7 protein-coding genes are annotated in these 12,494 nt (G+C 70.4%); 3 read left to right on the top strand and 4 right to left on the bottom strand.

From position 1 onward, the window contains the following. Positions 1-261 precede the first annotated feature (261 nt). The gene (locus HCK04_RS39120; RefSeq protein WP_142652577.1) at positions 262-2,649 is read right to left on the bottom strand and encodes a family 43 glycosylhydrolase; all 2,388 of its coding nucleotides are present in this window, start codon (positions 2,647-2,649) and stop codon (positions 262-264) included. Between the two features lie 183 nt (positions 2,650-2,832). After that, complete coding sequence (locus tag HCK04_RS39115) at positions 2,833-5,766, bottom strand: family 43 glycosylhydrolase (RefSeq protein ID WP_142652576.1); 2,934 nt, start codon at positions 5,764-5,766, stop codon at positions 2,833-2,835. Between the two features lie 633 nt (positions 5,767-6,399). On the opposite strand from HCK04_RS39115, the gene HCK04_RS39110 reads away from it, so the two are divergent. Together HCK04_RS39110 and HCK04_RS39105 are read left to right on the top strand one after the other, a co-directional pair. Beyond that, complete coding sequence (locus HCK04_RS39110; RefSeq protein WP_260617565.1) at positions 6,400-7,206, top strand: SAM-dependent methyltransferase; 807 nt, start codon at positions 6,400-6,402, stop codon at positions 7,204-7,206. 622 nt (positions 7,207-7,828) lie between these two features. Next, positions 7,829-9,877 (top strand): bifunctional aldolase/short-chain dehydrogenase, encoded by a 2,049-nt coding sequence (locus HCK04_RS39105; RefSeq protein ID WP_142652573.1) that lies wholly within the window; start codon positions 7,829-7,831, stop codon positions 9,875-9,877. A 181-nt stretch (positions 9,878-10,058) separates the two neighbouring features. On the opposite strand, the gene HCK04_RS43995 is transcribed toward HCK04_RS39105, so the two are convergent. Further along, complete coding sequence (locus tag HCK04_RS43995) at positions 10,059-10,193, bottom strand: hypothetical protein (RefSeq protein ID WP_260617564.1); 135 nt, start codon at positions 10,191-10,193, stop codon at positions 10,059-10,061. Between the two features lie 153 nt (positions 10,194-10,346). Continuing rightward, a complete protein-coding gene (locus tag HCK04_RS39095) occupies positions 10,347-11,057 on the bottom strand; it encodes a sulfotransferase family protein (protein ID WP_142652572.1) in 711 nt (236 codons plus the stop codon). 376 nt (positions 11,058-11,433) lie between these two features. Between HCK04_RS39095 and HCK04_RS39090 the strand changes: the two genes are divergently transcribed. After that, a partial coding sequence (locus HCK04_RS39090) for a PHB depolymerase family esterase (RefSeq protein ID WP_142652571.1) occupies positions 11,434-12,494 on the top strand: 1,061 nt, incomplete at its 3' end.

The following is a 12,494-nucleotide window of genomic DNA, read 5'->3' as shown; positions in this document are numbered from 1 at the left end:
GACGGCTCTTCGGCAACGGGGTCTCTCCTGTCTGGTCGTGAGCGCCCGTTCGCATGGCGGCCGTGCGGTTTCCGGGCGGCATCCGGTCCCATTATGGGCGTATGGCCCCCATTGCGGGCGTCCGGAACACACGCCCAGGTATTCCGGGCCGATAGGGCCGGCCGGGCGGCCGGCCGGCCCCGGGTGGTGCGGTGGCGGCGTCCTCATCGTGAGTTCGCCACCGCTGGCCGGCCGGCGATCGGCTGCCGGCCGGCCACGTCGTCAGCGGCAGCTCGCCGCCGCGTAGCCGGCGTCGTAGGACGAGGTGACCTGCTTGCCGTCGATCGTGGCGGTCGCCTTGACGGTGACCGTGCCGGCGTCGATGCTCCCGGTCCGGGTGTTGAAGGACTGGTAGGCCTGCTTGCCCGGAGCCACGTCGGCCACCGTCTTGGACCCGTACGGGGTGGTCAGTGTGATGGTCGCCGGAACGCCGGAGTCGTTGACGGCCGTGACCGCGACGTACGCCGAGCTGCCGATGCAGCGGGAGGACGCGGTGACGGTCAGGGCGACCTCCGGCGAGGAGGCGGCCTCGAACGACCAGGAGTCGACCTCGAAGAGGTCCGCGCCGTCGGGCCCGGCGTACGTGAAGTAGACGTCGTGCACGCCGGTGACGCCGTCGAGCCTGGCGGTCGGCTTCGTCCACTCGCCGAGCGGCGCGTCGACGGGAATGGTCGCGACCACGGGCGAGGTGCGGCCGTCGAGGCGAACCTCGATCTTCCCGCCGGTGGCGAGCGGGCGCACCTTGGCCGTGACCCCGGTGGCGCCCTCCGCGCCGAAGTCGACCTTCGCGAGCGACGTCCAGTCCCCGTTGTCGATGTCGTGCACCACGAGGTTCGGGGCCTGCGCGCCGAACTCCTCCGACCCGCCGTCGATCTTCTTCGTCGCGATGCCCTGCTGCCAGGCGATCGTCTCGGCCTCGATCACCCGGTAGGGGTCGAGGTCGCGGATCTGCTCGACGCCCTTGTAGTCGCCCCGCACTTCCTTGATCGTACCGTCGGCGTTGAAGTCGAGCTTGGCGAGGTGCGGGCTGCGGAAGCCCTGGGTGGCGCCGCCCGTGATGCGGCTGTTGAGCGTCTGGGCGTGATAGGTGAAGTAGTACTGGTCGCCGAGCTTGAACACCGACTGGTGGTTGTTGCCGCCGGCGCCGAAGTAGGTGCCCGGGTTGCGGAAGATGATGCCCTTGTACGTCTCGGGGGTCCACGGGCCCATCGGGCTGTCGGCCATGAGGTAGGCGATGGCACCGGTCGGCGGGCCGTTGGGGTCGATCGGGCCGCCGAAGCCGAAGTTCGACGAGTACGAGTAGTAGTACTTGCCGTCGCGCTTGAACAGGTGGCCGGCCTCGAACACGAGCGGCGCGTCGATGACCTCAGCCGAGCCCTGCGTGCTGATCATGTCGTCGCCGAGCCTGATCACGCGCGTGGACTTCGGGTGGTTGGTGTTCTCGGCGCTGCGCGTCCCGTCGTCGCCACCACCGCCGAAGACGAGGTAGCCCTGGCCGTCGTCGTCGATGAACACGCCGGGGTCGAACAGCCAGTTGATGCCGTTGGACGCGCCCGGCGTCGCGCTCGTGATGAGCAGGTTGCCGCGCTCGTCGTGCCACGGGCCGATCGGCGAGTCGCCGACGATGACACCGGAGCCGCCGCCGTTGTTGGCGAAGTAGAGAAAAAACTTTTCCTTGCCGTCGACGACCTTGCTCTCCATGGCCGGGGCCCACGAGTTGTTCGCGTAACGGGCGACCCCGTTCGGGCCGGCGACGGGGATCTCGCCGTGGTCGACCCAGTTCATGAGGTCGTCGGACGAGATGACCGTGATCGTGTTGATGCTCGCGTACGTGTTGGTCGAGGAGACCCCGGTGGGGCCGGGCTTGTACTCCTGCGTGTCGTTGGTCATGTAGATGTACACGCGGCCGTCGTGGACGAACGCGTTGCCGTCCGCGCCGAACTTGTGCGAGATGAGCGGGTTGCCCTCGCCGGGGTTCTTGCCGAGCGCCTCGATGGTCGTGGACGGCACGAACTCCGTGACGGACACGTCGTCGACCTTGAAGTCCATCAGGTGCGTGTCCGGGGCGGACCCGGGATCCGATGTCCAGGGCGTCTCGATGAACAGCCGCGCGGTCGCGACGCTCTGGCTCGCGGGGATCGTGAACGTGCCCTGGATGAGCCCCCACTGCCCGCGCGCGACCGTCACCGTGCCGACGTTCGTGTAGGTCGCGCCGCCGTAGTGCATGGTGGCGAAGAACTGCTTGGTCGCCGGGCTGTTGGGGTTCTCGTATTTCACCCGCGCCGTGACCGCGTACGTCTTGCCGGCCTGGACCTTGCCGGACAGGTCCTGCATCGGGCCGGATCCGGTCGTCTTGCGGTCGGTGACGAGCACGGCGCCCGAACCGGCGTACGCGTCCGTCGTGGGCGACAGCGTCGCGCCGTCGGTCGAGTTCCCGTTGTTGACGAACCAGCCGGACAGGCCGTCCTCGAACCCGCCGTTCACGATGATGTTCGGGGCGGCGGCCTGCACCGGTCCCGCCGTCGCGGTGACGGCGGCGCCCAGCAGGGCACCGGCCATCGCTATCGCGGCGACCCGTCGCCGGGTCGTCTTTCCAACGCGCTTCGACACGAATGATCTCCTTGACCTGGGACTTCTCCGTGAACACGACGCCCCGAGGAACCGCGCGGACGCGCGCGACGTGTTGTGTGGGGGGGTGGGGCCGGCCGGCCGGGCGGCCGACCGGCCCGGGGTGGTGCGGGTGGTGCGGTGGTGCGGGGCCGGCCGGCGATCGGCTGCCGGCCGGCCACGTCGTCAGCGGCAGCTCGCCGCCGCGTAGCCGGCGTCGTAGGACGAGGTGACCTGCTTGCCGTCGATCGTCGCGGTGCCGGTGACGGTCACCGAACCCGCGTCGATGTTCCCGGCCCGGGTGTTGAAGGACTGGTACGCCTGCTTGCCCGGAGCCACGTCGGCCACCGTCTTGGACCCGTACGGCGTCGTCAGCGTGATCGTCGCCGGAACGCCGGAGTCGTTGACGGCCGTGACCGCCACGTATGCCGAGCTGCCGACGCAGCGGGAGGCGGCGGTGACGGTCAGCCTGACCTCCGGAGAGGCGGTCTTGAGCGTGCCGAGCCGGGCGAGCTGGTAGCTGAGCGCCCGCTCCGGCGCGTCGATCTGGTTCTGGGTGCCGAACTCACCGGCCCGCGCCGCCGTCGCGGTGTCGAGCGCGGCCCGCATGTCGGCCCAGGCGTCCGCCGGATAGTCGCGCTCGTCGAGCGTTCCCGCGTGTGCGATCGCCGCGTCGAGGCCGCTCGTGTCGAGGGCCTTGTTCTGCGCGGTCAGCGTGTCGCTGAGCTTGTAGTAGTCGAAGTCGACGTGCCCGCCCTTCTCCTTCGTCGCGTAATCGAACAGGCCGACCCGGTGTCCCATGAAGTGCGAGAGGCTGCCGTCCAGCGTCTGCGGGCCGACGCGGCTGCCCAGCTGGGTCCAGTTCAGGCCGTCGAGGCTGTAGTAGAACGTCGTCCACAGCTGCCCGACCGGAGAGCTGAAGTCGAGGTCCGCCTTCACGTACACCTGCGTCGCGTCTCCGAGCGGCACCGTCGTGCCGGGCACGAAGCTCTCGACCGCCGACTGGTCGATGTCGACCGCGAACGGCTGCACGCGGTTGACGACGCCCAGCGTGTTCTGGCCGTCGACGCGCTTGACCGCGACATAGGAGAACCCGCGGTTGTAGGCGGCCAGACCGGCGACGTCGCCGTTCTTCATGCCGGAGATGTCCATCTTGGTCTCGACCGACTGCCGGGGCCCGAACGTACGCTGCGACAGCGTGTTGCGCGCCTCTTCGAACCAGGTCAGCTCGTCGCGGCCGGACAGCTTGGTGTAGACGTACTTGCCGGTGACCACCTTGCCGGTCGTCAGCCGCAGCCAGCCGTCCCGGTCGGTGAGCGACCAGTAGCGGTTGTCGGGGGCGTGGTTCCACTCCCACACCGGGTCGAGCCGCGACCCGTTGGGGGCGATCTCCTCCTCGGACGGGCTCTCGGTCGTCACCGGCTGCCCGACGATCGAGACGTCGTCGACCAGGTAGTCCACGCTCGACGACGCCGGCTGCGGGTTGGCCCACGGGGTCTCGATCGCGAACTTGAAGTTGTCCACGTTGGCCGTCGAGGGGATGGTGTACTGGCCCGTGACGGTCGTCCACTGCCCGGCGGGAACGTTCCCGGACGCCATCGTCTGGACGCCCGTGCCCCAGTCGGCCACGAGGTTGAACCGGATGCTGCTCGGGCCCGAGGTGTACTTGATCTTCGCCGACACGGTGTAGGTCACACCGCGCTGCACCTTGCCGTTGAGGAACTGGTTGGGCCCGGAGCCGTTGAGCGTGCGGTCGCTCACCTTCAGCGCCGCCGATCCCGCGGCCGGGTCGGTGGTGTCGCGGGTGATCGTCGCGCCGTACTGCGTGCCCCACGGGGAGACCGCGTCGGCCTCGAACCCGGGGTTCTGCAGGAGCTCGACGCCGATGAGCGAGTCGTCGTACGAGGGCGGGTCGGGGATCGTCCACTGCTCGTCCATGTACGGCCGGTGCGGCGCGTCGTTGGCGAAGTCGTCGGAGGCGACGAGGCTCTTCTGCCGCTCGAACGTCTCCTCCGCCGGGCTCAGCGTGATCGGCTTGGCGAACGCGCCGCCCACCGGCACGACCCCGTCCGTGCCGAACGTCGGCCAGCCGTCCTGCCAGGTCGCGGGGATGAGCGCCGGGGTGCGCCCGATCGGGAAGTTGTCGCGGAAGAACATGCCATACCAGTCGGTGCCGCCGTCGCGGGAGATCGGCACGAGGCTGCCCTGGGCGAAGCCGTTGGAGTCGAGCACTCCGCGCGCCTCGTAGGTGTTCGAGCCGTCCGCCGACGTGTAGCGGCCGAGCAGGTCCTTCGAGCGGAACATGACGACCTGGCGTCCCTGCCCGGACGGCCAGGTGATGATGACCACGTAGTAATAGCCGTTGATGTGGAAGACCTGGGCGCCCTCGAACAGCCCGCCGATGAACGGCTTTCCGGCGTAGTCGTTCGCCGTGAAGATGTTCGGATAGTCCCTGTCGATGCCCGACATATCCGGCTTGAGGCGTACGGCGCTCGTCCCGCCGGAGCCGTAGAAGATGTACGGCGTGCCGTCGTCGTCGAAGAACAGCGACGGGTCGTGCAGGCCGCGGCCGAGCGGCGTGCGCGTCCACTTGCCGTTCTCGACGTCGTCGGTGCTGTAGAGGTACGCGCCGCCGAGGTTGTTGGTGTTGAAGACGACGTAGAACCTGCCGTCGTGGTAGCGCAGCGACGACGCCCACTGGCCCTGGCCGTAGGAGTTCTGCCCGTTGCGCAGGGAGAACGCGTCGCCGATGTCCGCCCGGCCGAACACGTAGTTGACGATCTCCCAGTTCACCAGGTCGTACGACTTCATGATCGGCGCGCCCGGGCTCAGGTGCATGGTCGTGCTGATCATGTAGTAGACGTCGCGGTGCTCCTTGTTCTCCGCGGCAGGGACGCGCTCCACGCTGATGTCGGGCACGTCGGCATTGGTGATCGGCACGGTGTAGGTGCCGTCGCCCTTGTCGGTCGAGGTGTACGACGGCGCCGGCGACCACCCGGCGGAGGCGTTCGCCACGCCGCCGTGGGCCGCGAGACCGCCGCACACGAGCGCGGCGGCCGTCGCGAGCGAGATCCTCCGCAACCGCCGGGGGACCGCCGGGGATCGGCGATTTTCGGGCACGCGAAACTCCTCTGCTGAGCGATGTCAGGCGATGCCTGACGCGAGGGGGTGTGGGATCGGAGTGAGCGGTCGGCTGAGATGCGGCCGGACAGCCGGCCTGCGGAGGGGGGCGTCCGCGGGCCGGCCGGCTGGAGTCCCGGCGGGAGGGGCGCGTGTCCTACCGGTTGTGCCGGGCGGAGAGTGTGGTGTTCACCTCGGGCGCGGGTGGGCGGCCGTGAGGTGATCGCTCGTGGGCGGAGCCGAATATGCGTGGGCGGCCCGGTGCGAAACGTTCCCGTGGAGGGGCGGGGTGAGCCGCGGCGGGGGGACCGCTTCTCATCAAGGAGGCTCCTCGGTTGTTAGCGCTAACATTTCCTGTTGCGGATAGATTGCGGCGATGTTTCGTGACCGTAAGTGGGACGGCGCGCACTGTCAAGAGTGTGAGACGTGCGTCGAGGCCGTTAACGTGCTGTCCCGAAAGCCGGAAAGTTACCGTCTCGGCACGTCAGCGAGCGGTCCCGGACCGCCGGTAACGGATTCGTCGAGCCTCATCCGCTTCGTGCCGGTTCCTGGCCTTGGATGACAAATCGGTGACGTGTCTTCCCTGTCGCGATCAAGGCCGTACGATCATTTATGTACGACGAGGGGAGTGTTGTGGACGAGCGTAAGGCGCCCGCGGGCGTCGACCCGTTTACTCCGAGCGTCGCCCGGATGTACGACTACTACCTGGGTGGCAAGGACAATTTCGCGGCGGACCGCGAGGCCGCGGAGAAGATCATCGAGATCCTGCCCAACCTCCCCGACATCGCCCGGGAGAACCGCGAGTTCCTGATCCGGGCGGTCACGTACCTCGCGCAGCAGGGTATCCGCCAGTTCCTCGACATCGGCGCCGGACTTCCGACGCAGCGCAACGTCCACCAGGTCGCCCAGGAGGTGGCCCCGGAGTCGCGGGTCGTCTACGTGGACAACGACCCCATCGTCCTCGTCCACGCGCGGGCCATCCTGGCCGAGAACGACCGGGTGCGCGCGGTCGAGGCGGACATGCGCGACACCGAGGCGCTGCTGCGGCACCCGGAGATCCGGGAGCACATCGACTTCTCCCAGCCGCTCGCCGTCCTGCTGCTCGGCGTGCTGCACTTCATCCCGGACGACGAGGAGGCGATGAAGATCGTCGCGACGCTCCGGGAGCCGCTCGTGCCGGGCGGCTACCTGGTCGTGTCGCACGGCTCCCTCGGCGAGCTGAGCGACGACCAGGAGGAGGAGGGCCGGAAGGTCTTCAGCCGGACCTCCGTCCCCGGCACCACCTCCCGGTCGTACGACCAGGTCCTCGCGTTCTTCGACGGGCTCGACCTGGTCGAGCCGGGAGTGGTGCCGCTGCACGAGTGGCGGCCCGACACCGACTACCCCTTCGTGCGGGAGGGCAAGGCCGGCGCGCTCGGCGGCGTGGGCCGCGTCCGCTGATGCCGGCCCACGAGGGAGTGGGCAGGCGGGACTCGGCGTGGTCCCAGGCGCTTCCCCCGCCCCGGGGCCGGTAGGCCCGAAGCGGTTCGCTGCGGCGGACGAGGCCGCGGATGTGATCTCGGGCCGGAGCGTACCGGCGGGTGTCCCGGGCTCGCGCAGCGGCGGCAGATGCCGGGCGGGAGGCCGGCCGGTATGCCAGGTCGTGCGACCAGGCGCGGGCGCGGACGTCGTACAGGCCGGTGGTGGAGGCCGGGCAGCCGCCCGTCGCCGTCGAGCAGGCCGTAGTCGACCGCCCAGGAGTCCACGCCGACCGAGCGCACCGGCCCGGCCGCCCGCAGCCCGTCGAGTACGCCCTGACGTTTCGCCGGCTCCGCCGCCCCTTGCAGGCCGTCCGGTGTTGGCCGGGGGCGGGAGCCGGGGTTGGGGTGCGGGCTCGGGGCCGGGTCGGAGGCCGGGTCGTGATCGGGGGGTCGTGATCGGGGGGTCGTGATCGGGGGGACGTGAGCGGGGGCCGGTCTCCGGACGCCCGGCCCGCCGCTGTAGCCTGCCGCGTGCTGTCCGTTTTGTAGCAAATAGTCCTAAAGGTCCAAGTATCGTCCGTGCATGCCTAGGGAGAGATCGCATGACCACGCCGGTTGAGCAGCTGCTCGAACGCGCGCACCTGCTGGGAGCCGACCCCCGGAACACGAACTTCGCCGGGGGCAACGCTTCGGCCAAGGGCACTGCTCTCGACCCGGTCACCGGCACCGGCGTGGAACTGATGTGGGTGAAGGGATCGGGCGGCGACCTCGGCACGCTCACCGAATCGGGCCTGGCCGTGCTCCGGCTCGACCGGCTGCGCGCGCTCACCGGCGTCTACCCGGGTGTCGAACGCGAGGACGAGATGGTCGCCGCCTTCGACCACTGCGCGTTCGGCAAGGGCGGGGCGGCGCCGTCGATCGACACCGCGATGCACGGCCTGATCGACGCGGCGCACGTCGACCACCTCCACCCCGACGCCGGGATCGCCATCGCGGCCGCCGCAGATGGCGAGGAGCTGACCCGGCGCATCTTCGGCGACCGGGTCGTCTGGGTGCCCTGGCGGCGTCCCGGCTTTCAGCTCGGCCTGGACATCGCCGCCGTCAAGGACGCCAACCCCCGGGCCGTCGGCTGCATCCTGGGCGGCCACGGCATCACCGCCTGGGGCGACACCTCCGCGGAATGCGCCGGCAACTCGCTGTGGATCATCCGCACCGCCGAGGCGTACATCGCCCAGCGCGGCAGGCCCGAGCCGTTCGGGCCGGTGATGCCGGGCTGGGAGCCGCTGCCGGAGCGGGCCAGGCGCGAGCGGGCGGCGGAGCTGTTCCCGGTGCTGCGCGGCCTGTGCTCGACCGACGTCCGCCAGGTCGGCCACTACACCGGCACCCCCGAGGTGCTCGACTTCCTGTCCCGCGAGCGGCACGCGGAGCTGGCCGCCCTCGGCACCTCGTGCCCCGACCACTTCCTGCGCACCAAGGTCGCGCCGCTCGTGCTCGACCTGCCCGCCGGCGCGCCGCTGGAGGAGGTGATCTCGCGCCTCGGCGAGCTGCACGCGGCCTACCGCGAGGACTACCGCGCGTACTACGAACGGCACGCCACCCCCGCCTCGCCCCCGATGCGCGGCGCCGACCCGGCCATCGTGCTCGTGCCGGGCGTCGGCATGTTCTCCTTCGGCAAGGACAAGCAGACCGCCCGCGTCGCCGGTGAGTTCTTCCTCAACGCGATCAACGTGATGCGCGGCGCCGAGGCGCTGTCGGTCTACGCCCCGATCGAGGAGTCGGAGAAGTTCCGCATCGAATACTGGGAGCTGGAGGAGGCCAAGCTGCGGCGGATGCCGGCGCCCAAGCCGCTGTCCACCCGGATCGCGCTGGTCACCGGCGGCGGCTCGGGCATCGGCGCGGCCACCGCCCGCCGCCTGGCCGCCGAGGGCGCCTGCGTGGTGGTCGCCGACCGCGACCTCGCCGCCGCCGAGAAGGTGGCCGCCGAGATCGGGGCCCACGCGCATCGTCCCGCCGACGCGGCCGTGGCCGTCCAGGCCGACGTCACCGACGAGGCCCAGGTCGTCGAGGCCGTACGGCAGGCCGTGCTGGCCTTCGGCGGGGTCGATCTGGTGGTCAACAACGCCGGGCTGTCGCTGTCGCGCTCGCTGCTGGAGACCACCGTGGACGACTGGGACCTCCAGCACGACGTGATGGCCCGCGGCTCGTTCCTCGTCTCCCGGGAGACGGCCCGCGTCATGATCGAGCAGGGCATGGGCGGCGACATCGTCTACATCGCGTCCAATAACTCCGTCTTCGCCGGGCGCGACAACGTGGCGTACGGCGCGGCCAAGGCCGACCAGGCCCACCAGGTGCGCCTGCTCGCGGCCGAGCTCGGCGAGCACGGCATCCGCGTCAACGGGATCAACCCCGACGGGGTGGTCCGCGGCTCCGCCATCTTCGCCTCCGGCTGGGGCACCAACCGGGCGGCCGTCTACGGCGTGCCGGAGGCCGAGCTCGGCGAGTTCTACGCCCGGCGCACTCTGCTCAAGCGCGAGGTGCTGCCCGAGCACGTCGCCGCCGCCGTCTTCGCCCTCACCGGCGGCGACCTGTCCCTCACCACCGGCCTGCACATCCCCGTCGACGCCGGAGAGGCCGCGGCATTCCTGCGCTGACGACGCCGCGCTCCCGCGTGATGAAGTAGCGGTCCGCGCGGTGAGCCGGCAGGTCACCGCGAACTCGCTGAGCGCCACCCTGTCGGTCACCGCCGCCCAGCCGACGGCCACGCGGACCCTGACCTGCACCAACGACTCCGCGACCGCGGTCACGCTCGACCTGGCAGCACGAGGGCGCAGATCAGGCGGACGGGCCGGGGCTCCGCCAGAACGGGTCCCTGCCGATGAAACCCACGAGCTTGGTCTGGACGTCCGCATCACCGGGCACCTCGACCCGGGCGCCGAACCGGCCGGAGGCGCGGATGACCCGCTCCATCTGCTCCATCCCGGCGAGCAGCTCGGCGCAGAAGCCGGCGTCGAGCCGGTCGTCCTGGCCGGTGGCCCGGGCGGCCCAGCCCGCGACGGGGGAGGGCGCGTCCCAGGCCCGGGTGCCGCGGACCCGTTCGGTGAGGTGCGCGGCCGTCCGCCGTCAGCCTCCGGGCGCGAAGGGGACGTGGACGCGGCCCTCGGTGTGCATGAGCTCGAACGTCCTGCGGATCGACGCGGCGTCGTTGAGGTGCGGGAACGGGACGTCCGGGGGGGCGGCGACCCCGAGGAAGGCGCACAGCGGTCCCCATCCCTCGCGTACGTCGAAGACCAGGAGCCGTTCGGCGGGAACGGCGGCCAGCACCTCGGCGACATGCCGGTGGTAGGCCGCGACGGCCCGCTCCTCGTCCGGGCTGTGACCGGGCTGCCGGTTTTCCCCGAACAACGACCCGCTGATCCGCTCGAAGAGCGGCCGGAGACTCGTGATCGCGGCGACCACCGGACGGATGGACTCGGGCGCCTCGTCCTCCCGCAGCGGCTCGCGCGGGCCCAGCGAGCCCAGCAGGCGGAAGCTGGCATACCAGCTCTGCGGGTCGCGGACCGTGAGGACGACCTTGGCCTCCGGATACGCCCGTGCCAGCTCCCGCCAGAAGAAGCTGGCGGGCCAGTCCACACAGGAGCGGAAGCCCTCGAAGACCCGGTCCCAGTCGGGTGCCGCCCCGTCCGCGCAGACGGGCAGCCATCGTGCGGCGAGCTCCGGGCGGAGCAGGACCTCGTAGAAGTGATAGCAGGGCCCGAACCCGAGCCGCTCCAGGGCCACCTTCACCGACGTCGTTCCGGTGCGCGGAAGTCCCGCGCCGATGACCTCCAGCATGTCCAGGCTCCTGTCGTCGCCTCCCCCGGCTGTAGACCATGCCCGCGCGCCGGGCGCCGCTCACGCGTCACGCTCACGCGCGGCCGCATGCCGCCCCGGCGATCTGACAACATTTCGGCGTCTTCATGAAACTTTCCAAAGCTCCTCGGCTCCCCGGCGGCAGGGGATGCCTCTGACGTCCTGCTCTTCGCCGCCGCAGAAGTCCAGGTGATCTGCGGGTTGAGTGCCCAGAAAGTTTTAGGCACGCTTCGGAAACATTCACATCGCCGATTCGGTGCGGGTGGGGCATCCACGGCCTGCGAGAAGTACGGGAGCCCGATCCCGGACGCCATGGCCACACCTCCCGGTCGGCGCTACCGGAGGAAGGACAGCGCACGTGAGACGACGCATCGTGGCCCTATTGGCCGCAGTGCTGATGCCCGTGGTCGCGGCGACCACGTTGCTGGTCACCCAACCAGCCGCCGCGGCCTCCCTGACTCGGGTGACCAACTTCGGCAACAACCCGAGCAACCTGAACATGTACATCTACGTGCCGGACCGGGTGGCGGCCCGGCCGGCGCTCCTGGTCGCCGTCCACTACTGCACGGGCACCGCGTCGGCGCTGTACAGCGGATACTTCCGCGACTACGTGAACGCGGCCGACCAGTACGGGTTCATCATCGTGTTCCCCGAGGCCACGCGCAGCGGGCAGTGCTTCGACGTGTACTCGCCCCAGGCGCTGCGGCGGGGCGGCGGCAGCGACCCGGTCGGCATCATCTCGATGGTCGACTACGCCAAGTCGCGCTACAACGTGGACCCCGGCCGCGTCTACGTCAGCGGCGTCTCCTCCGGCGCGATGATGACCAACGTGCTGGCGGCCGAGTATCCGGACGTCTTCACGGCGGGTTCGGCCTTCATGGGCGTCCCGGCGGGCTGCTTCGCCACGAACGACGGCTCCACCTGGAACAGCCAGTGCTCCAGCGGGCAGAGCATCAAGAGCGCCCAGCAGTGGGGTGACCTGGCCCGGTCGATGTACTCCGGCTACAGCGGCTCCTATCCTCGGATGCAGCTGTGGCACGGCACCAACGACACGACGCTGGCCTACCCGAACTTCGGCGAAGAGATCAAGCAGTGGACCAACCTCCACGGTGTCAGCCAGACGCCCGTGTCCACCGACAGCCCCTCGTCGGGCTGGACCCGCACCCGGTATGGCAACAACGGCACCCAGCCTCCGGTCGAGGGCATCAGCGTCTCCGGTCAGGGTCACTCGCTGCCCCTCAACGGCATGATCAGCTACGCGATCAACTTCCTCGGTCTCAACAGCACCACGCCGAGCTCCCCGTCGCCGTCGCCGTCGCCGTCTCCGTCGCCCACGCCGCCGAACAGCCCGTCGCCGAGCCCGTCGGCCACCCCTGGCGGGTCGCCGGCCACCACGCTGGGCGCCGCCGCGGCCCGCAC

The sequence above is a fragment of the Microbispora sp. CL1-1 genome (assembly GCF_012034195.1).
Taxonomy (GTDB): Bacteria; Actinomycetota; Actinomycetes; order Streptosporangiales; family Streptosporangiaceae; genus Microbispora.
The sequence above is the reverse complement of the archived record's forward strand: the minus strand, read 5'-3'. Positions and strand labels throughout refer to the sequence as shown.